The organism is Cupriavidus sp. LA-1, assembly GCF_055385985.1.
On the sequence record NZ_AP031388.1, the window covers coordinates 554,828 to 578,985 of the forward strand.

Annotated in this window: 23 protein-coding genes; 7 read left to right on the top strand and 16 right to left on the bottom strand. The window is 68.1% G+C overall.

Going from position 1 to position 24,158, the window contains the following annotated elements; genetic code table 11:
* Positions 1–57 precede the first annotated feature (57 nt).
* The 3 genes from phnY to psrA all read right to left on the bottom strand — a co-directional run bounded on the left by phnY (position 58) and on the right by psrA (position 4,062).
* Positions 58–1,503: a phosphonoacetaldehyde dehydrogenase gene (gene phnY, locus ACZ5MJ_RS21655; protein ID WP_464225699.1), complete on the bottom strand. Its 1,446-nt coding sequence runs from the start codon at positions 1,501–1,503 to the stop codon at positions 58–60.
* 85 nt (positions 1,504–1,588) lie between these two features.
* Complete coding sequence (locus tag ACZ5MJ_RS21660; protein ID WP_464225700.1) at positions 1,589–2,893, bottom strand: MFS transporter; 1,305 nt, start codon at positions 2,891–2,893, stop codon at positions 1,589–1,591.
* 77 nt (positions 2,894–2,970) lie between these two features.
* Positions 2,971–4,062, bottom strand: coding sequence for an iron-containing alcohol dehydrogenase PsrA (psrA, locus tag ACZ5MJ_RS21665; RefSeq protein ID WP_464225701.1), 1,092 nt, complete (start codon positions 4,060–4,062; stop codon positions 2,971–2,973).
* A gap of 256 nt (positions 4,063–4,318) precedes the next feature.
* Between psrA and ACZ5MJ_RS21670 the strand changes: the two genes are divergently transcribed.
* Entirely contained in the window at positions 4,319–5,191 is an 873-nt protein-coding gene (locus ACZ5MJ_RS21670; RefSeq protein ID WP_464225702.1) for a LysR substrate-binding domain-containing protein, read from the top strand.
* A 51-nt stretch (positions 5,192–5,242) separates the two neighbouring features.
* Here ACZ5MJ_RS21670 and ACZ5MJ_RS21675 read toward each other — a convergent pair whose 3' ends face one another.
* Positions 5,243–6,151: a substrate-binding periplasmic protein gene (locus ACZ5MJ_RS21675; protein WP_464225704.1), complete on the bottom strand. Its 909-nt coding sequence runs from the start codon at positions 6,149–6,151 to the stop codon at positions 5,243–5,245.
* Positions 6,152–6,234: 83 nt separating this feature from the next.
* Complete coding sequence (gene pedF, locus ACZ5MJ_RS21680; protein ID WP_464225705.1) at positions 6,235–6,714, bottom strand: cytochrome c-550 PedF; 480 nt, start codon at positions 6,712–6,714, stop codon at positions 6,235–6,237.
* Between the two features lie 267 nt (positions 6,715–6,981).
* Here pedF and ACZ5MJ_RS21685 point away from each other — a divergent pair, with 267 nt between their 5' ends.
* Complete coding sequence (locus tag ACZ5MJ_RS21685; RefSeq protein ID WP_464225706.1) at positions 6,982–8,973, top strand: sigma-54-dependent Fis family transcriptional regulator; 1,992 nt, start codon at positions 6,982–6,984, stop codon at positions 8,971–8,973.
* A gap of 27 nt (positions 8,974–9,000) precedes the next feature.
* On the opposite strand, the gene ACZ5MJ_RS21690 is transcribed toward ACZ5MJ_RS21685, so the two are convergent.
* Both ACZ5MJ_RS21690 and ACZ5MJ_RS21695 read right to left on the bottom strand, forming a co-directional pair.
* The gene (locus tag ACZ5MJ_RS21690; RefSeq protein WP_464225707.1) at positions 9,001–9,963 is read right to left on the bottom strand and encodes an MBL fold metallo-hydrolase; all 963 of its coding nucleotides are present in this window, start codon (positions 9,961–9,963) and stop codon (positions 9,001–9,003) included.
* Positions 9,963–10,901: an alpha/beta fold hydrolase gene (locus ACZ5MJ_RS21695; RefSeq protein ID WP_464225709.1), complete on the bottom strand. Its 939-nt coding sequence runs from the start codon at positions 10,899–10,901 to the stop codon at positions 9,963–9,965. The genes ACZ5MJ_RS21690 and ACZ5MJ_RS21695 overlap by 1 nt, the downstream gene beginning before the upstream one ends.
* Before the next feature lie 84 nt (positions 10,902–10,985).
* Between ACZ5MJ_RS21695 and pqqA the strand changes: the two genes are divergently transcribed.
* From pqqA to pqqE, 5 genes are all read left to right on the top strand, one after another.
* Positions 10,986–11,060 carry a pyrroloquinoline quinone precursor peptide PqqA gene (gene pqqA / locus ACZ5MJ_RS21700; RefSeq protein ID WP_012355514.1) on the top strand — a complete coding sequence of 25 codons (75 nt, stop codon included), beginning with the start codon at positions 10,986–10,988 and terminating at the stop codon, positions 11,058–11,060.
* 93 nt (positions 11,061–11,153) lie between these two features.
* Positions 11,154–12,071 (top strand): pyrroloquinoline quinone biosynthesis protein PqqB, encoded by a 918-nt coding sequence (gene pqqB, locus ACZ5MJ_RS21705; protein WP_464225710.1) that lies wholly within the window; start codon positions 11,154–11,156, stop codon positions 12,069–12,071.
* Entirely contained in the window at positions 12,068–12,760 is a 693-nt protein-coding gene (gene pqqC / locus ACZ5MJ_RS21710; RefSeq protein WP_464225711.1) for a pyrroloquinoline-quinone synthase PqqC, read from the top strand. Before pqqB ends, pqqC begins: the two co-directional genes overlap by 4 nt.
* On the top strand, positions 12,757–13,029 hold the full coding sequence (gene pqqD / locus ACZ5MJ_RS21715) for a pyrroloquinoline quinone biosynthesis peptide chaperone PqqD (protein ID WP_464225712.1): 273 nt from the start codon (positions 12,757–12,759) through the stop codon (positions 13,027–13,029). Before pqqC ends, pqqD begins: the two co-directional genes overlap by 4 nt.
* A complete protein-coding gene (gene pqqE / locus ACZ5MJ_RS21720) occupies positions 13,001–14,161 on the top strand; it encodes a pyrroloquinoline quinone biosynthesis protein PqqE (protein ID WP_464226568.1) in 1,161 nt (386 codons plus the stop codon). Before pqqD ends, pqqE begins: the two co-directional genes overlap by 29 nt.
* An 873-nt stretch (positions 14,162–15,034) precedes the next feature.
* Here pqqE and ACZ5MJ_RS21725 read toward each other — a convergent pair.
* The 9 genes from ACZ5MJ_RS21725 to ACZ5MJ_RS21765 form a co-directional block, all read right to left on the bottom strand.
* Positions 15,035–15,358 (bottom strand): c-type cytochrome, encoded by a 324-nt coding sequence (locus tag ACZ5MJ_RS21725; RefSeq protein WP_464225713.1) that lies wholly within the window; start codon positions 15,356–15,358, stop codon positions 15,035–15,037.
* A gap of 100 nt (positions 15,359–15,458) precedes the next feature.
* On the bottom strand, positions 15,459–17,201 hold the full coding sequence (locus tag ACZ5MJ_RS21730; RefSeq protein WP_464225714.1) for a PQQ-dependent methanol/ethanol family dehydrogenase: 1,743 nt from the start codon (positions 17,199–17,201) through the stop codon (positions 15,459–15,461).
* Positions 17,202–17,390: 189 nt separating this feature from the next.
* Entirely contained in the window at positions 17,391–18,350 is a 960-nt protein-coding gene (locus ACZ5MJ_RS21735; RefSeq protein ID WP_464225715.1) for a quinoprotein relay system zinc metallohydrolase 1, read from the bottom strand.
* Positions 18,347–19,126 carry a quinoprotein dehydrogenase-associated SoxYZ-like carrier gene (locus ACZ5MJ_RS21740; protein WP_464225716.1) on the bottom strand — a complete coding sequence of 260 codons (780 nt, stop codon included), beginning with the start codon at positions 19,124–19,126 and terminating at the stop codon, positions 18,347–18,349. The genes ACZ5MJ_RS21735 and ACZ5MJ_RS21740 overlap by 4 nt, the downstream gene beginning before the upstream one ends.
* A gap of 17 nt (positions 19,127–19,143) precedes the next feature.
* The gene (locus tag ACZ5MJ_RS21745) at positions 19,144–19,956 is read right to left on the bottom strand and encodes an ABC transporter permease (RefSeq protein ID WP_464225717.1); all 813 of its coding nucleotides are present in this window, start codon (positions 19,954–19,956) and stop codon (positions 19,144–19,146) included.
* 10 nt (positions 19,957–19,966) lie between these two features.
* On the bottom strand, positions 19,967–21,169 hold the full coding sequence (locus ACZ5MJ_RS21750) for a type 1 periplasmic-binding domain-containing protein (RefSeq protein WP_464225718.1): 1,203 nt from the start codon (positions 21,167–21,169) through the stop codon (positions 19,967–19,969).
* Positions 21,162–22,190 (bottom strand): PQQ-dependent catabolism-associated beta-propeller protein, encoded by a 1,029-nt coding sequence (locus tag ACZ5MJ_RS21755; protein ID WP_464225719.1) that lies wholly within the window; start codon positions 22,188–22,190, stop codon positions 21,162–21,164. Before ACZ5MJ_RS21755 ends, ACZ5MJ_RS21750 begins: the two co-directional genes overlap by 8 nt.
* Entirely contained in the window at positions 22,187–22,972 is a 786-nt protein-coding gene (locus tag ACZ5MJ_RS21760) for an ABC transporter ATP-binding protein (RefSeq protein WP_464225720.1), read from the bottom strand. The genes ACZ5MJ_RS21755 and ACZ5MJ_RS21760 overlap by 4 nt, the downstream gene beginning before the upstream one ends.
* Positions 22,969–23,964 carry a tripartite tricarboxylate transporter substrate binding protein gene (locus ACZ5MJ_RS21765; RefSeq protein ID WP_464225722.1) on the bottom strand — a complete coding sequence of 332 codons (996 nt, stop codon included), beginning with the start codon at positions 23,962–23,964 and terminating at the stop codon, positions 22,969–22,971. The genes ACZ5MJ_RS21760 and ACZ5MJ_RS21765 overlap by 4 nt, the downstream gene beginning before the upstream one ends.
* Positions 23,965–24,158 lie beyond the last annotated feature (194 nt).

Consider the following 24,158-nt stretch of genomic DNA (forward strand, 5'->3'; position numbering starts at 1 on the left):
ACCCAACGAGCAAAAAAGCCCCCCAAGCACGACAACCACCCGCACGACATCGCCCCCCTACCAGGGCAACGAATACGTCTTGGTATTAGTAAAACTCTTCATCGCCTCCAACACCCCTTCCTTATACCCCAACCCAGAATCCTTGATCCCGCCAAACGGCGTCAGCTCCAGCCGATACCCCGGCACCTCCCGCACATTGACACTACCAACCTTCAACTCCCGCACAAAGCGCGTAATGTAGTCCAGCCGATTGGTACAGACCGACGACGACAGCCCATAAGCAGTGCCATTCGAGATGCGGATCGCATCCTCAATATCCTTGAATCGAATCACCGGCGACACAGGCCCAAAAGTCTCATGCTTCGCCACCGTCATGCCGGGATCAACATGGTCGAGCACCGTCGGCGAATACAGCGCACCACGCCGGATATTGCCGTAGCGCAGCGTAGCCCCCGCTGCAATCGCCTCATTGACCACCGTCTCGAACTGAATCGCGGCCGCTTCATCGATGACCGTCCCCATATCCACCTTCGGATCCATCGGATCGCCATAGCTGAGTGCTTCAGTCTTCGCCACCAGCAACTCGACAAACCGGTCCGCCACCGACTCATGCACCAGCATGCGCTTGATCGCCGTGCAGCGCTGCCCGGAGTTCTTGTACGAGCCGCTGGCGGCCAGCGTCGCCGCCTCTTCCAGATCCGCGTCTTCCATCACGATGATGGGATCGTTGCCGCCCAGCTCCAGCACCTGGCGCTTGTAGGTGGCGGTGGCGGCGATGTACTTGCCGATCGCCACGCCGCCGGTAAAGGTCACCAGGTCCACTTCCGGATGCGTCAGCATCTCGTCGGCAATCTCGCGCGGATCGCCGGTGATGACCGACAGCATCTGAGGCGGCAGCCCGGCCTCATACAGGATATCGGCCAGCAGGCAGGCCGCCAGCGGCGTCTTCTCGCTGGGCTTGAGCACCATGCGGTTGTTGGTGGCGACTGACGGCGCCACCTTGTGGATCACCTGGTTGAGCGGGTGGTTGAACGGCGTAATCGCGGTGATCACGCCCAGCAGCGGCTCGCGCAGCGTATAGACCTTGCGGCTCTTGCCGTGGTGGGTCAGATCGCACGAGAACACCTGGCCGTCGTCGACCAGCGCCTGGTTGGCGGCGAACAGCAGCACGTCTGACGCACGGCCCACCTCGTATAGCGAATCCTTGCGGCACAGCCCGGATTCCAGCGTGATGGTGCGCGAGATCTCATCCAGGCGCGAGGCGATGATCTCGCCGGCGCGCATCAGGATCTTGTAGCGTTCATAGCGCGTCAGCGTGGGCTGATAGTCGCGCGCGATACGATAGGCGCGGCGCACGTCGTCGAGCGTGGCCTTCGGCACGGTGGCGATGACTTCGCCCGTGTACGGATAGGTCACCTCGATCACGTCTTCGCGGTAGATCTTTTCCCCGGCAATGCGCAGGGCTTCGTGGCGGATCTCGGGGATGGCTTGCAATGCGGTCATGGTCTTGCCCTCGCGGGTCTTGAGCAGTGTGTGAAAGAAGGGGCAGCCGTCGCAGCCGGGCCGGCGCCTTGCCGGCCCGGCTTGCTCAGCGGCGGATGAATGCCGCGATCACGGCGCTGATGATGCAGCTGGTTGCCACGATCGGGAACACCAGCGAGGTATTGCCCGAGTGATCCAGCATGCGGCCGATCAGGGGCTCGCCCAGGCCGGCGAGCAGGTAGGAGAAGAAGTTCAGGATGCCGGTGGCGGTGCCGGCCCGCCTGGCGCCCACCAGGTCCGGGCACAGCGCCCAGAACGACGAGGCCGGGCCGTAGACGAAGAAGCCGGCAAGGAACAGCGCGACGATGGCGCCCATGCCCGTGGGCAGCTTGTACATGACCATCGACGCCACCGCCCCCAGGACCATGTACAGCATGATGGCCTTGCTGCGGCTGGAGCCGAACAGGCGGTCGGAGATCCAGCCGTTGGTCAGCGCGCCGAACGCCATGCCCACCGGCAGCGCCACCGAGATCCAGGCCGGGTCGATCAGCGTGTCGGCATGCGTCCAGTCCTTGCCCAGGAAGTGCACCGGGACCCAGACGATCAGGCCATAGCGGGCGGCATTCTGGAAGCCGATCGACAGGCCCGCGATCAGCAGGCGCGGGTTGCTGAGCACCGCCTTGTAGCGCGACCATGAGCTTTCCTGCGCGTCGGTGGCGGCAGCCGCGGTGTGACCCGCATCTTCGCCCTTGGCCACGCCGGTGTCGGGCGACCTGAAGCCAAGGTCTTCCGGGCGTTCTCGCACGATCAGGAAGAAGGTGATGCCCCCCACCAGCATCAGCAGCACCGGCAGGCGGAAGATCCAGCGCCAGTCCAGGTGCAGGATGTTCACGACCACGATCGAGGTGATGAACGACAGCACCGAGGCGCAGCCGGCCGCAAACACATAGAAGCCATAGACCTTGCCGCGTTCGCCGGCACCCCACCAGTTCGACAGCAGCCGGCTGCCAGGCGCCCAGCCGAGCGCCTGGAAGTAGCCGTTGATGCCCCATGGAATCGCCAGGGTCTTGAAGCCCACGGCAAAACTGACCACCCAGTTGGCTGCGCATGACAGGATCGCGCCTGCGGTCATCACGCGGCGGCCGCCGAACTTGTCGCCCAGGTTGCCGTTGATGGCCTGCCCGACCGCATAGCACCACAGCAGGCAGGTGGAGGCCCAGCCCAGCACCTCCTTGGAAAGCCCGAATTCCCGCTGGATGCCGGGAATGGCGAAACCAAAGGTCTGCCGCCCCGTGTAGAAGAAGAAGTAGCAGAACATCGCGGCCAGCAGCATGCGCCACTGGGCCCGCCGGAACGATTGCTCGGCCGGGGCGACGAACGCCCCTGCCTGGATGCGATCGGCAGTTTCCATCTTTGTCTCCTCTTGTATTGTCGGCCCGTATTGCGGGCTCATGTTGGCCGGCTGTACCGCCGGCCGGGATGGTGCAGCTAGGCAGAAACAGCGCCGATGAAGTTCTTGCCCCGCGCGCCGTCCAGCGCACGCGCGATCATGGCGCCGGCCTCGTCGTCGGTGACGCCGTAGTCGGCAAACTCGGTCTTCACGCCCAGGCCCTGCAGGAAGGCGCGCAGCCGCTGCTGCCCGTGGTCCAGCACCGGCCCGAACAGCCGTTGCAGCGTGCGGTCGCGGTCGGGCCGGCGTGCCCAGGCCTTCTCAAGCACCATCGGCAGCGTGAACGAGCACGCGATGCCGTGCGCAAGGCCATGGCGCAGCGTCATTTCGTAGGAGATGGAGTGCGCAAGTGCCGTCTTGGTATTGGAGAACGCCAACCCGGCCTTGAGGGCAGCCAGCGCCATGCGCTCACGCAAGGCGATGTCGTCCAGGTTGCGCACCAGTTCCGGCAAGGTGTCGAAAATGTCCTCCACCGCCGAAATGGCGAAGGTGTCGGAAATCGGGTTGGCGTTGACGTTCCAGATCGATTCCAGCGCGTGAGACAGGGCGTCAAGCCCGGTCGAGATCGTGGTGCCGCGCGGCACTGACATCATCAGTTCCGCATCCACGATGGCCGCTTCGGGCCAGGTTGCCTGCAGATGGAGCGAATACTTCTTCTGGTTCGCGGCATCCCAGATGGTGGCCCAGGGCGTGACTTCGCTGCCCGTGCCCGCCGTGGTCGGCACCGCAATCAGCGGCTTGACCTGCGCGGGCGTGAATGCCTTGCCCGTCGCCAGCAGGCTGATCAGCGAATCGAAGCGCCCCGTCCGGGTCCCGACCATCAGCGCCTTGGCGGTATCGATGGCGCTGCCGCCGCCGACCGCAACGATGGCGTCGCAGGCGTCGGCGTGTTCCCAGAAGCGGTTATAGAGGCCGGACAACTGGGCGACATCGGGGTTCGGCTGCACGTCTTCAATCAGCCCGACCAGGTCTGCGCCCAGCAGGGCTTCAAGCCGCGCCACCAGTCCCAGCGCGCGCGCTTCGGGGAAGGTCACGACGACGACGCGCCGGCCGTGCAGCAAGGCCGGGAGCTGGTCAAGGCTGCCAGCCCCGCAATGAATCGACACGGGGTTGTGGTAAGCATGGGTCATGGGGGGTCTCCTCACTTCTTTCTGGGGTAGCCTGGGCGGCGGCGTGGGCCGCGTTCCTTGTTGCCTGAAGTGTGGGAGACACCAAACCCCCGGTCCAATCGCATCTTTGACAGCGGAGTGCGCCAAAACCGATAGATCGCCGGGTCGCTGCCGGCCTCGGGGAAACCCTGTACGCATCGGCACGCGTCTGTGGGAGACTCGCCGCACACGCCGCACAAGCCCGCGCGGAACGGCGGCCAGCCCCCATCGAGACCCCATGTTCCACCAGTACTACAAGTCGATCCGCTGCTTCCATGCGGTCGCCCGGACGGGCGGCTTCACCGCCGCGGCGCAATACCTGCATATCGGGCAGCCGACCGTGACCGACCAGGTCAAGGCGCTGGAAACGCGCTTCGGTGTGGAGCTGTTCCTGCGCGCGGGCCGCACCGTACGCCTGACCGACACCGGCGAGCGGCTCTATGCCATTACCCAGGGACTGTTCGGGCAGGAAGAAGAGGCCATGCAGTTCCTGCAGAGCGCGCACAAGCTCAAGACCGGGCTGGTGCGCGTGGGCGCGGTGTCACCGCCGATCGCGCTGGGGCTGGCGCGCAGCTTCCGCTCCGCGCATGCCTCGCTGGAGCTGACGGTCACCATCGGATCGGAAGTCTCGGTGCTGCGCGGGCTGCAGGATTTCGATATCGACGTCGGCATCCTGGCCGAGCCCGATCCGGTCGAGGGCCTGCACATCACGCCCTACCGCAAGGAGCGCATCGTTGCCGTGATGCCGGCCGGCCATCCGCTGGCCAGCCGGGCGTCGGTCACGATGCAGGAGGTCGCCGGCGACGCCGTGATCCTGCGCGAGCCCGGCTCGAAGACGCGCCACCGCGTGGAACACGCCTGTGCGCAGCACGGCGTCGCGCTGAACTGCGTGATGGAGATCAACAGCCGCGAGGCCATCCTGCATGCGGTGGCCAACGGCATGGGCATCAGCTTCGTCACGCAGATCGAATGCATTCCGCTGCCGGGCCTGCAGGTGGTGCCGGTCGACGAGCCGCTGTTGTCGATCGATTATTCGCTGTGCTGCCTGGAGGTGCGCAAGGAGCGGCCGCTGATTGCGGCGCTGTTCGCTGTCGCGCTGGGCGGCGGCTGACCACCGCCGCGCCCCGCCCTGGTGAGCCCGCAAGGGCACGGACCGGCGTCGTCATGGCGCCTGCATCGATACCCCGTACCCGGCAAAGATGCGCGCCAGTTCGCCATTGCCGCGGATCGCATTCAAAGCCTTCTCCAGCGCGTCGGCCAGTTCGCGTTCGCCGGCCTTGACCGCCATGCCGACGGCCCATCCACGCGCCGGCAGCAGCGGCGCGCTGATGTCCGTGGCGGCATAGCGGCCGGCGGATTGGGCGCCGGCCTTGAGCGCGTTCTCGTACTGGGCGCGCGTCACCATCGCGGCGGCGATCTCGCCCGAGAACAGCGCTTGCAGCGCCGCGTCGGCCTCAGGGTAGATCTTCACCTTGTCGCGCAGGGCACCGCCCGCGCCGGACAACAGTGCATTGGCGCCGGCCGAGCCCGCGGCCGCGCCGGTCGGCTGGCCGGCGAGGTCTTCCAGGCCGCGCACGGCCGGCGCGCGCTCGCGGTCCTGCACCAGCACGAAGGTCTCGCGGTAGTAAGGCGCGAAGATCAGCGCCTTGTCGTTCTCGCGCATGAAGGCCCGGTCAACCGGCACATGCAGCATCACGTCGGCCGGCCCGTAGCCAAGGTAATGGCCACGCCAGACCATGGCCCGCAAGTCGTCCGACATGTTTTCGTCGGCATCGAACGGCATCAGCGCCACCGACAAGCCCAGTTCCTTGCCCAGCGCCTTCGCCAGGGCCACGTCGATGCCGGCGTACTGGCTCCCCGTGGTCGATGAAAACGGCGCCAGGCCTTTGTACAGCGCCACTTTCAAGGTACCAGCCTGGCGGATTTCGGCCAGGCCGGCCTGCGCCGGCTGCATGCCGAGCAGCGCGGCGCCCGCCAGCAGGGCCCCGCACAGCCAGCGCAAGGCATGAGCCGGCGCCGCCGGCAGGGGAAACACGGAAAGCCTCGGGCCGCGGACAGGGCAGGCAGGCATGGAATCTCTCCTGGAAAAGGAATGGGCCCGGCCATGGCGGGCCGGGACTGGACCATCGGATGGTGATGCCGCGACGCGCTGCCTCATTCGTGGCGCGATTCGAGGTAGGTCTTGATCGCCCACACCGCCTCCTGGCTCAGCACGCCGTCAAACGGTGGCATGTACACGCGGCCATCGCGCGTGCGGCCCTTGCGCACGGTGGTAGTGAAGTACTGCGAGATCTCGCCCATGCACGCCTGCTTCTTCTTTGCATCCGCCAGGGCGACGCAATCGTCGTCAAGCTTGCGCAGGTCGGGGGCAATGCCGCCGGACACTGCCTCCAGTCCGTGGCAGCGTGCGCAGTTCTGGTTGTAGGCCGACGAGCCGATGCGGAGCGCTTCATTGTGCGCATCGCCCGTGCGGTAGGGATTGTCCGGGCGCCATTCATCGCCAAGTTGTGGTAATGCCTTGGTATCGACGGCTTGGGGCGTGACATCGCCGTGGGCCAGCACGGAGCCGGCCGGGAAGGCGGTCAGGGACGCGCAAAGCGAGAGCAAGGCGAGCAGGCGGCGCTGCGTTTTCATGGATGTCTCCTACAGTGGATGGGTCTTGCTTTGTTTGCCCCATTTCCGCAAGACCCATACCAAGGCGGTGGGACGGCGTGAACACCGGATTTACCGGGCCTGGGCCGCCTGTGCAACGCAGCATCGCGGTACCGGTGTCCCGGAATGCCACACCCTGGCAAGTGTCTTGCTTCATGACGCAACACTATCGGCCCCGCGCCCGGCGAAGGCGCCCAGACAGTGACCCGCGCAAAGATCGCGGGCGGACTTTCCACAGGAGACAGACAAATGACCTTCCAGCCGGAACCGGCCCGCGCCACCGCGCACGCCCCGGGTGACGCGGGACTGCCCGAGCGCACCGAACTGATTGCCCAGGCCCACCAGCGTTCCGAGTCCTACGGCCTGCGCCCCTATGAATCGCCCGACTTCTGCCCGGTGCTGCAGAGCGAGCTGAAGACCCGCATCGAGCGCAGCCAGTCGCTGTTCGCCTATGCCCTGCCGGTGATGGAGACGCTCTACGACCAGATCGTCAACACCCAGAGCATGGTCATCCTGACCGACGCGGACGGCCTGATCCTGCACTCCATGGGCGACGACGACTTCCTGGCCCGCGCCGACAAGGTCGCGCTGCGCCCTGGCGCGGAATGGTCGGAAGCGCGCCGCGGCACCAACGCCATCGGCACGGCGCTGGCCGAGAACCGGGCCACGCTGGTACACGGCGCCGACCACTATCTCGAGGCCAACCAGTTCCTGACCTGCTCGTGCATGACCATCCTCGACCCTTACGGCAAGACCGTCGGGGCCCTGGACGTGACCGGCGACCAGCGCGGCTTCCACAAGCACACCATGGCGCTGGTGCGGATGTCGGCACAGATGATCGAGAACCAGCTGTTCGGCAATGCCTTCCGCGACATGGTGTGCATCCGCTTCCATTCGCGCGCGGAGTTCCTGGGCACGCTGGTGGAGGGCATCGTCTCGTTCACGCCCGGCGGGCGCTTCCTGTCGGCCAACCGCAGCGGGCAGTTCCAGCTAGGCCTGTCCAACGGCGCGCTGCAGGCGCACACCTTCTCCTCGCTGTTCGGGCTGTCGATGTCGCAGTTGTTTGACGCGGTGCGCGGGGCGCATGCGGGCATCGTCCAGCTGCAGTTGCCCAGCGGCGTCAAGGTCAGCGCGCGCGTCGAATGGAAGTCCCCCGCCGCGGCGCTCCCCGGCAGCGGCACCGAGGCCAGCCAGGGTAGCGCGCACGGCGCCGCCGCGGCGCCGCGCAGCCTGGCTGCCGGCCCGGCCCGCTCACCCGGGCTGGACGACCTGGACACCGGGGACGCACAGATCCGGGCGGTCATCGGCAAGCTGCGCAAGGTCATCGGCAAGGACATTCCGGTAATGGTGCTGGGCGAGACCGGCACCGGCAAGGAGCTGATGGCACGCGCGATCCACGCCGACAGCGCGCGCCACGCAGGCCCCTTCATCGCGGTGAACTGTGCCTCGATCCCGGAAAACCTGATCGAGTCCGAACTGTTTGGCTATGAGGAAGGCGCCTTTACCGGCGCCCGCAAGAAGGGCGGCATCGGCAAGATGCTGCTGGCCAACGGCGGCACGCTGTTCCTCGATGAAATCGGCGACATGCCGCTGCACCTGCAGGGCCGCCTGCTGCGCGCCCTGCAGGAGCGCGCGGTCTCGCCGCTGGGCAGCAGCAAGGTCATCCATATCGACGTCTCGGTGGTGTGCGCCACCAACCGCAACCTGCGCGAGCTGGTCGCCAACGGCCAGTTCCGCGAAGACCTGTACTACCGCCTCAACGGGCTGGTGGTACGCCTGCCGGCCCTGCGCGAACGCAGCGATCTCGACGTGGTGGCCGGCAAGCTGCTGCGCCAGGACCAGGGGAGCGGTACCGCGGATGAGCCGCCGCGCATCAAGGACTCGGTGATGGCGCTGTTCCGCCGCTACCACTGGCCGGGCAACATCCGCCAGATGGGCAACCTGCTGCGCACCGCACGCCTGATGGCCGAAGGCGAAGCCGAGATCACCGAGGACCACCTGCCCGACGACTTCCTCGACGACCTGCGCGAGCCGCTGGCCCATGCGGCCGCGCCCGCCGGTCATTTGCCGCCGGGCGCGCAGCCCACGCGGCTGGCGGATGTCGAGGCGATGGCGATCGTCGCCACCGTCAAGGCCCACAATGGCAATATCTCGGCCGCGGCCAAGGCGCTGGGGATTTCGCGCAATACGGTCTACCGGAAGATGGAGGAGACGCGCGGGCTGCCGCATCAGGCCGGCTGAGCCCGGCCCCGCACCGGGCAGGACCGCTCAGGCCAGCGGCTCGCCCTGCATCCACAGGTCTTCCAGCTGGCGCCATGCGCGCTGCACGTTCAGCGGGTGGCGTGCATGAAACTGGCGCCAGTGCCGGAACGGCGCCGCCGCCACGGCGTCCATGGCTTGCGAAGCGTCACGGCCCGCAGCCAGCGCGGCGCCGATCCCGCTGGCCAGCGCATCGAGATACGCCAGCGTCGGCACCAGCGTCTGGGCCGGCGTGCCTGGCGCGGTCGCGATCACGGTGTCTGCCGGCAGCGCCGCCAGCTGCCGCAGCGCATGACGCCATCCCTGCAGCAAAGCCTCCTGCATCTCGGGCACGCGCTCCCGGTAGGCCAGGCCGCCCGCACAAAGCAGCCGCAGCCGCGGCGCATAGAGCACGGTATCCGACGCGCTGTGCGCATTGTCGTGGACCTGCACCTGCCACGCGGTCGCCCCGGTATGCAGCCAACCTCCGGCCTGCAGCGCCGGCTCCGGCAAGACGATGGTGGTGCCGCGCATGGCAGCGTGCCCAAGCTGCGCCTGCAGGCGGGCCAGGCAGTCGGCGCACCGTTGCCGCATCAACGCGGCCGTGGCTGGAGAGGCCAGGAACACCGGCCGGGGCCGCAACCGCGCCAAGGCGGCGTTGGCCAGCACGTTCTCCGGATGGGCGTGCGTGTTGACCACCCAGCGCACCGGCTGCGGCGTCAGCCCCCGGATAGCGCCGAGCAGCGCCCCGCCCCACGCCGCCTGCGGCCCGGGATCCACCACCAGCACGCCCGCGCCGGTCACATGGACCAGGGTCGGCACCACTTCGCCGGCGTTGGCGTGCGTGACCTCGGCATTGTGGGCGCGGGCCACGTAGACGCCTGGCTGCAGCGGATCCAGCGTCACCCGTGCGCCGGCAGCGGCCGCCGGCTGCCAGGCGTCCATGGCCGTGGCCAGCGTGGCGCCCAGAAAGCCGCGCCGCGAGATGGACATCACCGCTGCCAGCCCGCGGCGCGAATGGCCTGCGCCAGCGCGTCGCGCATGGCGCCGGCCGCCAGGTGTCCGCCGTCCACCCAGACCAGCCTCGCGCCCGGCATGACGTGCTGCAGGCGCCGCGCATTGGCGGGACGGCAGACTGCATCGGCGCGGCCATGCAGCAGCGTCACCGGCAGACCCTGCGTGGCGATCTCGCGCGCCGCCCGCAGCAAGGCCGGCTTGCCCAGCCCGGCGCGGTTGCGCAGGTAGTGCGCCTGGATGTGGTACTTGTTCACCGTGGCCAGGCACTCACGACGTGACTGGCAGCGTGACCGCGATGATGCAGCCAGGCCGAGCATGGCCAGTTCGCGCTGTCGCCAGGCTGCGGCAGTGTTCCGTTTTTGAGCAGCTGTTCCACTTTGGAACACGCGTGACACCGTGAGCAGGCCGGCACGCGCATCGGGCACCCGTTCTCCCCGTGGCTTGACGCGGCGCAGCATATGGCCATTCTTGTGGCGCGGCGAGAACAGCGCGAACACGTCATCGCGCCCGGTCAGGAAGGCGCCTCGCAAGACCAGCGCCGCGACGGCGTCCGGACATCGCGCCGCGTACGCCAGCGCCAGCGCCGCGCCCCATGATCCGCCCACCACGCCCCAGCGTTGGATGCCCAGGGCCGCGCGCAGTTGCTCGAGGTCCGCCAGCAACGCGCCGACGTTATTGCGGCGCAGGCTGCCGGCCGGCCTGGACCGTCCGGCGCCGCGCTGGTCCGGCATCACCACGCGGTGCCGTTGCGGGTCGAACCATGCCGCCATCGAAGCCGAGCAGCCGCTGCCGGGCCCGCCATGCAGGACGAGCCAGGGCTCCGCATCCGGCGGGCCGCTCAGCCGCACATGCAGGCGCTGTGCATCCGGGGTGCGCAGGTAAAAGCCAGCGCTGGTCGTGGAAACGTCGGGCATGGATGTTGCCTTTGAGAACGTTGCGGCAGCCACGCTGCCGTGCCTGGACGATATTCACTAACCATGCCACCCAAGGAGAGAGACATGACCTGGACCACGCCCGCCTACACCGAGCTTCGGCTTGGCTTTGAAATCACGATGTACATCGCCAACCGCTGAGCGGGCCGCAGTGCGTGCACGCAGGCGCCGGTGCCGGCGCCTGTGTCGTGAAGCCCGCAGTCAAGCCATCATCCACCATCAAGCGCTCGCGCCATGACAACCATCCGCGTTCTGGGGTCGGCCGCCGGCGGCGGCTTCCCGCAGTGGAACTGCAATTGCCACAACTGCGACGGCGTGCGCCGCGGCACCGTGCGTGCCACGCCGCGTACGCAATCGTCCATCGCACTGACCGGCGACGGACCGGACGCAATCCTGGTCAATGCTTCACCCGACATCCTGCAGCAGCTGCGCCAGACGCCCGCCCTGCAGCCCGCCCGCGCGCAGCGCGACACCGCCATTGCCGCGGTGGTGCTGATGGATGCGCAGATCGACCACGTCACCGGCCTGCTGATGCTGCGCGAACACCGCCAGGCGCTGCCGGTCTATGCCACCGCCAGCGTGCTCGACGACCTGGGCGCGGCCTTCCCACTGACCCGCATCTTGTCGCACTACTGCGGGCTGCGGACACATACCCTGCCCTGCGACGGCACGGGGTTCCGGGTCCCGCCGCTGGACGGCGTGACGCTGACCGCGATACCGCTGCAGAGCAAGGCCCCGCCCTACTCGCCCAACCGCCATGCGCCGCGCCCCGGCGACAACATCGGCCTGCGCATCGAAGACTGCCGCAGCGGCCGCAGCGCGTTCTACGCGCCCGGCCTGGGCGACATCGACGACCACGTCTTCGCACAACTGCGCAGCGCTGACATCGTGCTGGTCGACGGCACCTTCTGGCGTGACGACGAAATGCAGGCGCTTGGCTTCTCCGCCAGCACCGCAGCAGACATGGGACACCTGGCCCTGTCCGGACCGGGCGGGATGATCGAGGTGCTGGACCGGCTGCCCGTCAGCCGCAAGATCCTTATCCACATCAACAATACCAATCCGGTGCTGGCGGAAGACTCGCCGGAACGTGCCGAGCTGGCGCGGCACGGCATCGAACTGGCCTACGACGGCATGGAAATCGCGCTATGACAACCACCATCGCATGGAGCCCGGCGGAGTTCGAGGCCCGCCTGCGCGCCCGGGAAAGCGGCTACCACATCCACCATCCTTTCAACCGGCGCATGGCGGCGGGCGAATGCTCGCCCGACCAGATCCGCGCGTGGGTGGCCAACCGCTTCTACTACCAGGCGAACATCCCGCTGAAAGATGCCGCCATCCTTTCCAACTGCCCCGACCGCGACACGCGGCGCGAATGGGTGGTGCGCATCCTGGACCACGACGGCACCGACACCCAGCCCGGCGGCATCGAGGCATGGCTGCGCCTGGGCGAGGCAGTCGGCCTGGAACGCGAGGCGCTGCTGAATCAACAGCACGTGCTGCCCGGGGTGCGCTTCGCCGTCGACGCCTATGTCAATTTCGCGCGGCGGGCGCCGTGGCAGGAAGCGGTGTGCTCCTCGCTGACTGAGATGTTCGCGCCGCAGATCCACAAGGAGCGCCTGGCTGGCTGGCCCACGCATTACCCGTGGATCGAAGCCGGCGGCCTGGATTACTTCCGCTCGCGCATTCCGCTTGCGCAGCGCGATGTCGACCACGGCCTGCGTGTGACGCTGGACTACTTCCGCACCGCTGCACAACAGCAACGCGCTCTCGACATCCTGCAGTTCAAGCTCGACGTGCTCTGGTCGATGCTCGATGCCATCCTGCTAAGCAACCCATGACCACCAGCACGCAAGACCTCGCCACGCCGACCCTGCACCGGACCTTCCGCCTGCAATGGGAGGAATCCCAGCAAAGCTGGGTGCTGCTCTATCCGGAAGGCATGGTCACCCTCAATGACAGCGCCGCCGCCATCCTGCAGCGGTGCGACGGCAGCCATACGCTGGACATGCTGATCGACGACCTGCAGGCGGCATTTGGCGTGCAGGGCATTGCCCCGGAGGTCCATGCCTTTGTCAAACATGCAATCGAACGCGGCTGGCTCGTCTGAGCGCGCGCCGGCACCGCCGGGCCCGCCGCTGTGGCTGCTGGCGGAACTGACCTACCGCTGCCCGCTGCACTGCGCCTTCTGCTCGAACCCGGTGGACTACGCGCGGCATACCGCCGAACTGGACACCGCGCAGTGGTGCGACGTCTTCAGCCAGGCGCGGGCACTGGGCGCCGTGCAGCTGGGCCTGTCCGGCGGCGAGCCGCTGCTGCGCAAGGACCTGGAGACGCTGGTCCGGCATGCGCATGGCCTCGGCTTCTACACCAACCTCATCACCTCCGGCGTGGGCCTGACCGACGCGCGCCTCGCCGCGCTGCGCGAAGCCGGCCTCGACCATATCCAACTATCGTTCCAGGACTCCACCCGCGAACTCAACGACTTCCTGTCCAGCACCCGCACGTTCGAGCTGAAACAGCGCGTGGCCCGGCTGATCAAGGCGCACGGCTACCCGATGGTGATGAACTGCGTGCTGCACCGGCACAACCTTCCGCATGTCGGCACCATCATCGAACTGGCCCTGCAGCTGGGCGCCGAATACCTGGAGCTGGCCAATACGCAGTACTACGGCTGGGCCTGGGAAAACCGGCTGGCGCTGATGCCAAGCCAGGAACAACTGCGCGAGGCCGAGGCCGTGGTCCGGCAATACCGCGCGCGCATCGGCAAGCAATGCCAGATCCTGTTCGTGGTGCCGGATTACTTCGAGGCGCAGCCCAAGAAGTGCATGAACGGCTGGGGCACGACGTTCCTGGGGGTGGCGCCGGATGGTACCGCGCTGCCATGCCATGCTGCGCGCATGCTGCCGGATCTGGTGTTGCCGAACGTCCTCACACAGACGCTGCGCGACATCTGGCAGGACAGCGATGCATTCCGCCGGTTTCGCGGCACGCAATGGATGCCGGAACCGTGCCGGTCGTGCGAGCATAGTGAGGAAGATCTTGGCGGCTGTCGTTGCCAGGCTTTCCTGGTCACGGGTGATGCTGCGGCGACGGATCCGGTCTGCGAGCGCTCTCCGGCGCATGGGCGGATCCATGAGATCGTGCTGGAAGGGCGGCTGGCTGCGGCGCAGGCGCGGGAATATCCGATGGTGTTTCGTAGTGATGGGAATTCGTTGCGGTTGAGTGGGGGGCGGGGGTGAAGGTAACCTCGTCGATGCGGTTGGTTGTGGCGCTTGGGGGGGAGCGTGCTTGTTGGCTTGGTTATGTCGGTCGGGTTCATTGTTGTCGTAGGTTGGACCGCCTGGTTCCGCCCTGCTGGGCGGGTCACTTTTTGTCCGAGCGACAAAAAGTAACCAAAAAACGCGTCGCCTCTGGCGGCTGGCCACCAATTCCTCGGTGTGGGTGGTTCGGGCGGTGGTGATTTCCGTTCGATGGGGTAGGTAGTTCAGGCCTGCTACGCTCCCGGGATGTGCCTTGCGTCCAGGGACTATTGGACGAACCCGACTTTAGGCTGTTGGCAGCCTGCTAACGAGGTTATCGGTAGGACGCCTACGGCTGCGCTGCGCGCACTCAGTATCTTAGGTCGGTTGCTCGGGCACGGAGTGCGTCGCTGCGCTCGCTCGGCGCTATCGCGGATGATGCCGGGCCAAAGGAAAAAATCAGGACGTGGCCGCTGGTTCTGCCACGTTAGGACGCGCGCGAAGCGCAGCCGAAGGCGTCCCACCGACGACTTGGTTAGCAGGCTGCCAATCGCCTAAAGTCGGGTTCGTCCAATAGTCCGTTGATGTGGGCACAGACAGGGTGCGTAGCAGGGTCGAACCACCAACCCCATCGACCGGAAATCACCGCCGCTGGAACCACCCACACCGTGGAATTGGTGGCCAGCCGCCAGAGACGACGCGTTTTTTGGTTACTTTTTGTCGCTCGGACAAAAAGTGACCCGCCCAGCAGGGCGGAACCAGGCGGTAAAACCTACGACAACAGGGAACCCGACCGACATACCCAAGCAAGCCAACGAGCAAAAGACCCCCCAAGCGCGACAACCAATCGCATGGCGCCAAGCCCCCCTTCCTTCACCCAACACTTAGCACCCATTCCGCCAATTTCCTGGCATCGTCCTCACCAAGGTTGCCATGCGGCGGCATAGGAATCCTTCCCCACACCCCCTTACCGCCTTCCCGGATCTTCTTAGCCAGCCGCTCAGCCGCCTGGCTGTCGCCCTTGTACTTGCCAGCCACCTCGGCAAACCCCGGCCCCACCAGCTTCGACTGCATCCCATGACAGGAAAAGCAGCCGCTCTTGTCAGCCAGGGCCTGCATGTCGGCAGCCGTGCCGGCCAGTGCCGCGCCCGGCAGCAGCGCAGCAGCCGCCGCCAACGCCATCCATTCTTTCTTCATACCTGTGTCCCAATTGATCCTGTTGCCACCGCGCCCGGCGCACGCGGCGCACCCCTGATGCGATGCAGGCGTGCGCCGGGCAGCGTCACCGCTGTCCCACTCAGCTCTTGTGCAGCTTGAACACCCACACCGAACCGCCCTGCTCCAGGAAGTTCACGCGCTTGGCCACCTCCCCGCCCCACAGCGGCACGGCCCCGCCCCAGCCGGAGACCACGGCAACGTATTGCTCCCCGTTCTCCTCCCACGTGACCGGAGGCGCCACCACGCCGCTGCCGGTCTGGAACTGCCAGAGCTCCTTGCCGGTCTTGGCATCCGCGGCCTTCAGATAGCCTTCCGGCGTGCCCCAGAACACCAGCCCGCCCGCCGTGGTCATCGCACCGCCCCACAGCGGGGCGTTGTTCTTGACCTCCCAGACAATCTTGCCGGTCTTGGGGTTGATGGCGCGCAGCGCGCCGATGTAGTCCTCGTTCAGCGGATGGATGGTGAAGCCCGCTCCCAGGAAGGCAGCGCCCTTCTTGTAGCTGACGGGCTCATTCCAGATATCCATGCCCCATTCATTGGCCGGCACGTAAAACAGACCCGTCTGCGGGCTGTAGGCCATCGGCTGCTGGTTCTTGCCGCCAAGAAAGCCCGGTGCGGCAAACACGGACTTGCCCTTCTTCTCATCGCTGTTGGTGGCAGGGTCGCCGGGGCGGCCTTCGGCGATGTAGTTGGGACGGCCGGTCTTCAGGTCGATGCCGGTGGCCCAGGTGATCTTCTTGACGAAGGGGAAGGCATTGACCAGCTTGCCGCTGGTTGCGTCGTTGACGTAGAAGAAGCCATTGCGGTCGGCCTTGCCGCCCACGCGCTTGCCGTCCAGGTCGAACGTCACGAACTCATTGACGCCGTCGAAGTCCCAGCCGTCGTTCGGCGTGTTCTGGTAGTGCCAGACGATCTTGCCGGTAGCGGGATCGAGCGCCACCGTGGAGGCGGAGTAGAGGTTGTCGCCCTTGCGGATATGGCTGTTCCACGGGCCGGGGTTGCCGGTGCCAAAGTAGACCAGGCCGGTTGCCGGATCATAGGTGCCGCCCAGCCACGTGGCGGCGCCGCCGGTCTTCCAGGTCTCGCCGGGCCAGCTGGCATTCTGGGTCCCGGTCACGCCGTTTTCGGTCTTGTTGCCGTCCTTGTCGTACTTGTAGCCCATGTGGCCTTCCACCACCGGCCGCGACCACACCAGCTGCCCCGTCTTGGCATCGCGCGCCTCGACGCGGCCAACCACGCCGAACTCGCCGCCCGAGATGCCGGTCAGCACCATGCCCTTCACGATCAGCGGCGCCGCCGTGTACGAATAGCCGGCCGCATAGTCTTCCAGCTTCTCCTTCCACACCACCTTGCCGCTCTTCTGGTCCAGCGCCACCAGTTGCGCATCGAGCGTGCCGAAGATCACCAGGTTGTCGTACAGCGCCGCGCCGCGGTTCACCACGTCGCAGCACGGCATGATGCCTTCCGGCAGGCGGTGCTCATACTTCCAGAGCTTGCGCCCGGTCTTCACGTCGAGCGCGTAGATGCGTGAATACGAGGCCGTCACGAACATCTTGCCGTCGTGGATCAGCGGCTGCGATTCCTGCCCGCGCTGCTTCTCGCCGCCGAACGAGAACGACCACGCCGGCACCAGCTGGCCCACGTTCTTCGTGTTGATGCGCGCCAGCGTGGAATAGCGCTGGCCTTGCGGGCCAATGCCCCACGACAACACGTCGCCGGGGGTCTTCGCGTCGTTTTCGATCATGGCATCGGTCACCGCTGCCTGCGCGGCAAGGCTTGCCGCGGCAGCCGCTGCCGCCATCACTACTCGTAACGTCCTCATTGCCATCTCCTCTATTGTCTTGGATTTCCCTGGTGCGCCACTGCGCCACACACCAGCACGCAAATGGCAATTCCCATGCCAGTAGGCTGCCCGCGCAAACTGGCGCTCCGCAGGCCGGCTGCGCGGCCGCGGCCGCGCCAGCGCGCAACACTGCGTTGCAGCTGCTCCAGAACTGAACAGCCGCCAGGCTCAGTGGCCGAGCGCGCCTTCCTCGCGCGCCGGGTAGAGATGCGTCACGTTGCGCAGGTACTCCGCGGGCATCGCGCCCCAGTGCGCATAGGGCTCCGGCACGGGCATGGCCATGACCTCGGCGAGGTCGCGTCCCTGCGCAGCGGCATCGCGCAGGCGCGCATCGAGCCATTGCAGGTAGCCGCGCGTCTGGGCGATGGCATCCGTGCCGCCGAGTGCCGGCCCGTGGCTGGGGATCAGCACGCGAGCCCCGCTTTCGTCCAGCAGCGCCTGCAGCCGTTCAAGGCTGGCCAGCCAACGCCCGATATCCGCGTGCGGCGTGGTCGGGATGCGTTGCCGGAACACCAGCCCGCCGGCAAAGACAATGCCGGCGCCGCGGTCCAGCACCACCAGGTCCGCATCGGTGTGGCCATCCAGGCTGATCAGTTCCAGGGTATGGCGTCCGATCGTCAGCGCGCCCGGCGCCAGCGCGTGGGTGGGCGGCACGGACTCGGTGCCGCGCATCCAGTTGCCGCACATGCGGTAGAGGTTGTCGGCATAGGCCGCGCCTTCGCGCCGCGCGCCGTCGAGGGTGCCCGGCAGCGCGCTGCCGCCGACGTCGGCATAGGCCTGGTTGCCGAAGAAGTAGTCGGGATGCTGGTTCAGGTTCAGCACCAGCCGCACCGGCGCGCCGGTGACCGATGCGATGGCCTGGCGCTGCTGCTCGCCATACAGCCGCGACGGACCCGTGTTGATCACCACCACGCCGTCGCCGGTGTCGATGAAGGCCGTGTTGATGATGTTGCAGCCGTTGGCGGGAGCGAAGTCGGCATTGGCTCCTTCCAGCAGCCACACGCCGGCGGCGATCTCGCGCGGGGCCAGGCGGTAGTCAGGGAGCTGCAGCGCGGCCGGCTGCGCAAGCGCCGGCTGCAGGGGCTGGCCCGCCAGGCATAGCAACAACCACGGCAATACCCGCTTCATGGCGACACCCGCGCCGCGATGCGGTTGCCGTTGTTGTCCTGGCCCGCCACGGTCATGCCCGGCACCACGGCATCGCGCAGGTCGAACGAGAAGATCGGGTTCTCGGCAACCGGCTCATGCAGCGCCAGGCGCAGCAGCGGCTGCCTGGCCGCATCGGCCAGGACCAGCGTCTCGATATGGAATGCCGGGATACCCGCCACCAGGCCGGTATCCATCGGATGCATCACGCGCAGCCGCACGCGTGCCCCGGCATCGCCCAGACCCGGGAACACGCGCGCGTCGACCCGGTTGAGCGTGCGGCTCCAGCTGCCGTCGCGGCGGGTGGCGCCGGGCACCGTGCAGCCGCCGCCGCCGGCGTCGACCCATACGCTGCCGACATGCCAGGTGCCGTCGCGCGTGCGTGCCGCCACGCGTACCGGCGAGGCCTGCTCCAGCTTGAAGCGGAACGACAGCGACGGCCGCACCCGCAGCGGCTCGAACGCCAGCACCTCGCGGATCGGGTTGCGGTCCACCGCCACCACAATGCGGTCCACCTCCCCCAGCGCCGAGGCGTCGAAGGCAATCGGCACGCGCATGGGGTCTTCCGCAAAGGCCGGTCCGGTCACCCTGACGCGGCTGTCGAACACCACCGGCCCCATCTGCAGCAGCTCCTTGTGGATCCACGCCCATTGCGGCGATTGCAGCGGATCGCCGTGCCCGATAACGGCACTTGCGGCCGCTGCGCCAGGCGCAGCCTTGCTGGCAAGTCCCAGCCACGCCGCCCCGAGCAGGACCATGCTCCGCCTGCGCCCCGTCATGCTGGCCGCCCCCGGCGCGCCATGCCGCGCTGCGGGTCGTAGCCCTGCAGCGCCAGCACAAAGAACACCGCGGCGCTGCCCGCCACGATTGCCAGGCTCTGCGGCGCCAGCTGCCCATACAGGGCGAAGCGGATCGCCTCGACCGCGTGCGTGAACGGGTTGAAGCGCGCGAGCTGGTACACCAGCTCCGCGCCGGATTCCTGCAGCTTCCACAGCGGATACAACGCCGAGCTGATGAAGAACATCGGGAAGATCACGAAGTTCATGGTGCCGGCAAAGTTCTCCAGCTGGCGCACATGAACCGACAGCAGCAAACCCAGCGCGCCCAGCATCAGGGCGGCCAGCGCCATGGCGCCCACCCCGGCCAGCAGGTGCAGGGGCGCGAAGCGGATGCCGAAGGCCGCCGCCACCAGCAGGAACGCGGCCATCTGCAGCAGCGACAGCACCGTGCCCGCCGCCAGCTTGCAACCCAGCAGCCAGCCGCGCGGCAGCGGCGCGGTCAGCAGCAGCCGCATCACGCCCATCTCGCGGTCGTACACCATGGCCAGCGACGACTGCATGCCGTTGAACAGCGCGATCATGCCAAGCAGACCTGGTGCCACATAGACCTTGTATTCGATATAGGTGTCGTACGGCGGCGCGATGGCAACGCCCAGCGCGTTCTGGAAGCCGGCGGCGAATACCAGCAGCCACAGCAGCGGGCGCACCAGCGACGACAGCAGCCGCCCTGGCTGGCGGAAGTACTTGCGCAGCTCGCGCCCGCAAACCGCGCGCAACGCGCGCCAGCGATGGATCAGGAGGAAGGCCATGGTCGAGGAGTCAAGACGGGGTTGCCCGGCACGCTGTGTCGGCTTCATCGGCGCCCAGGGAATCGAGGTTGTTCTTCGGGTGCAAGACCCCTTCTACCGGCGCCGTGCCGACCACGCCGTCCGGGTGGGCCAGCATCAGCGGCTGGCGCAACTGGCGGTCCCAGCGCCGGAACGACAGCGGCGGGCCCTTGAAGCCGTCCACCACCACTTGCCCGGTGGCAAGGGCCTGCGCCTGCGCGGCAAAGCCCGCCCGGGGCTGACGCGCCACGCTTTCGGCGATCGCCTTGACCGCCACCCAGGCGGCCCAGTCATAGCCGGTCATCGGCCGGCCCGTGGCCTTGGCAAAGCGCCGGTTGAGCTGCGGGCCCCCATTGCGCTCCCAAGCCCAGTGCCAGGCCTGCGCGCCCAGACCGCTGGCACCCACCACCGGCCGAGGCAGCTGCGTGGCGTAGGGCACGCCGCGGGCAAACTCGCCGTCGGCGTCGGCGACGACCACCACGTCGTAGTCCACGCCGCCGGTCAGCAGGTTGAGGTTGGCCTGGTCGCGCTCGCGCGGGTCGTTGGACAGCCGGAAGCTGCGCTGCGCCGACCAGGCAATGCCGAAGCGCCGCGCCGCGTTCACCAGTGCCTCGCGCTGCGCGGCGTCGGCCGGGGACGGGCCGCTCAGCAGCAAGGCGCGGCGCCACTTGCGCGACGCCAGGTACTGCATCAGCGCATCGGCACGCATGCGCAGGCTGGGCAGCGTATGCAGCAAACCCGGCGCGCAGCCGGCGCCGCGCAGCGCGTCGTCGTCAGACGATACGTTGAACAACAGGGCCTCACCCGGCCTGACGGCGCCCGTGGCCGCCCTGACCGAGGCCGGCGGCAGGTCAAGCAGGATATAGCGCGTGCCCTGCCGCACCAGCGCCGCCACCATCGGCGCCACCTCGGCTTCGGTGCGGGCCTGCTGCCCTTCGACTCTCAGCGACTGGCCCGCGGCCTCCAGCGCGAAGCGCGCTTCCGCGGCCGCCACCTGGGCACCGTCGAGCGCAGGGCCCTGCGGCTGGTCGGGATAGCGCTGCGCGAGACGCCGGGGCGCATGGCGGGCGTCGTCGGCCAGCGACACGACAGCCACGCGCACCTCGGCGGCCTGCAGCAGGGCCGGCAACACGGCAAGCGTGGCGGCAAGCCCGCGGCGCCACCATCGGCGCCCTGCACGCGAACGCTCAGTCATCGATCGCCACCGAATGCGGCACGCGGCCCGCCCTGAGCGTGGCCACCGCCTTGCGGCTGGCGGTATCGACCACGCTGACATCGTCAGACAGGCCGTTGGCGACGTAGAGCCGGGCATTGTCGCGGCTCAGCGCCAGCCCCCATGCGCGCCGGCCCACCAGCACATAGTCCAGCACCCGGCGCGACGCCACCTCGACCACCGCCACATGGTTGGCGCGGCCCAGCCCGACATAGGCCCGCGTGCCGTCGCTGCCGGCCGCCATCCCGACCGGGGTCACGTCCTCGGCGCGGAAGCCCCGCGGCGCGAAGGCGATGGTCTGGGCCACCTCCAGCGTATCGGTACGAATCACGCTGACGCTGGCCGACAGCTCGTTGGACACCCACAGCTCCTTGCCGCCGCGCACCAGCAGCAGCCGGCGCGGCCGGTTGCCGACCTGGATATTGCGCACCACCTTGCGCGAGGCCACATCGATCACATGGACCAGGTTGGCGACCTCGGAGGTCACGTACACCTGCCTGCCGTCCGCGCTGACCCTGACGCCTTCCGGCTCCTCGCCCACCCTGACCGCGAACACGCGCTTGCCCGAGCCGGTGTCGTAGGCCGACAGCAGCCCGTCCTCCTCGTTCGAGACATAGAGCGTGCGGCCGTCCTGGCTGAGGTCGAACAGTTCCGGATCTTCCCCCACCGGCATTGATGCGAGGGTCTTGCGGCTGGCCACGTCGACCACGTCGACACGGTGGTCGTCGCTGCAAGCCACGTACAGGCGCGCGCGGTCGGGCGACAGCTGCAGGTGGCGCGGCCGCCTGCACTGGCGCCATGCCGCCACCTGCTGCCGGGTGCGGGCATCGAAGACGGCCAGCGAGTCGTCCTTTTCGCTCGATACAAAGACCTGGTGGGTAGCCTGGCCGGCGGAGGGCACGGCGCCGCCCTGCGCGCCTTCGGCCAGGCCGGCGGCAACCAGCAGCGCCGTGGCCAGCAGCCAGGCGAAGCCGAACCAGACAGGGGATGGCATCTTGTTCATGCGGGCACCCTCATATCAGTCAGGGCAGTGGACGGGACCGACGGCGTCATGGCCAGGAAAGCGCGCTCCAGTGTGTCGGTGGCGGCGGCGCCAAGCAATGCGGCCGGCGTGCCGTCGAACCGCACGGCACCTCGGTCCAGCACGATCACGCGGTCCGCCCGCTCCACCTCCTGCACCAGGTGGGTAGCCCACAGCACGCCGGCCTGTGCCCGCACCGTCAGCCGCCGGGCATCGGCCACCAGTTGCGCGCGCGAGGCCGGGTCCAGCCCCACCGTCGGCTCGTCCAGCAGCAGCATCGCCGGTTCATGCAGCAGCGCGCGCGCCAGTTCGACCTTGCGCCGGTTGCCGCCCGACAGCTCGCGCACCGGAGCGCGCGCACGCGCCGCCAGGCCAAAGTCTTCCAGCAGCCGGGCGATGCGCTGCGTCGCCACGCGCCGCGGCAGGCCGTGCAGGTCCGCGTGGAAGCGCAGGTTGGCCAGCACCGGCAGGTCCAGGTCGATGGCCGGCTGCTGGAACACGATGCCGAGATGCGCCAGCGCGCGCACCGGATTGCGCCGCATGTCGCTGCCCATCACCGTGACCTGCCCCGCATCGGGCACGAACAGGCCGCTGAGGATCTGGAACAGCGTGGTCTTGCCCGCGCCGTTGGACCCCAGCAGCGCCACGAACTCGCCGCGCCGCACGTGCAGCGAGACCCCGTCCAGCGCCATGCGGCCGCCGAACGCCTTGCGCACGGCGTCGCAGCACAGCGCCAGCGGCGCCTGGGATTGCGCTGCGGTCATAGCTGCCCCCTGGGCCTCGCCGTGCCCACGCGCTCGGCAAAGATCCGCTCCGTCTCCCACGCATGGCGCAGGAAGGCGTCGTACTGCACAGTATTCAGGTAACTCAGTTCCTGGTCGTACCGCGCCAGCTCCGCGAGGTGGCGCGGCTGCAGCATGGCGGCGCGGAACGCATCGTGCAGGCGGGCGACGATAGCCGGATCGGTGCCGCGCGGCACGCCGATCCCGTACGGCGAGTTGTGGATGGCATCGGCGAAGCCCAGCTCGGCCACGGTCGGCACGTCGGGCCAGCGCGGTGAACGCTGCGCGCTGAACACGGCCAGCAGGCGCAGCTTGCCGGTCTCGACAAACGGCGCGAAGCCGGTGGAATTGACACCCGCCATCAGCGAGCCATTGGCCACCGCCAGCATCTGGTCGGCGGTGCCGTGGTATGGCACGTGGACGTAGCGCACGCCGCTGCGGCCAAGCACGTCTTCCATCGCCAGGTGGGCCGTGGTGCCAATGCCCGTGGACCCCACGGTCAGCTCGCCGGGGTGCGCGCGCCCCCAGGCGATCAGGTCGCGCAGCGAGCGCAGCGGGCTGTCGGCGGGCACCACGATGCCGAAGGTATAGCCCGAGATCATCAGCACGGGCTGGATGTCGCGCAGCGGCTGCCAGGCCGTCTTCTGCTGATGCGGAAAGCGATACACCGTCAGCGGCAACTGCGCGATGGTGTAGCCATCCGGCCGCGCGGCGGCGAGCAGGCCGCCCACCAGGGTGCCGCCGGCGCCGGGCCGGTTCTCCACCACGATGGGCTGCCCCAGTTCGCGCCCGGCCAGTTCCGCCAGGATGCGCATGGACATATCCGTGGCGCCGCCCGCGGGCCACGGCACGATCAGCGTGATCGGGCGCGACGGATAGGCCTGTGCGCTGTCGGCCCGCGCCGCGCCCGCAAGGACCAGGCCGAGGCACAACGACAGGAGGCAGGCAAGGCAGCGGCCAGGGCGGCGGAACATGGCTGGGCACCAGACAGAGTGTTGATGCGGATGAACAGAGCAAGGCCGATACCATGTGCAGCGCAGCACGAGATCCCGCACCTTGCGCGGCGTTGCATGGCCGGGCTGGCCGCCCCGCTGGGCGCCCCGCCGGGGCGCCATATCCCGGCGCGCGTTGTGCGGTGCGCCGAGCACAACTGTCCCGTGGTGGAGCA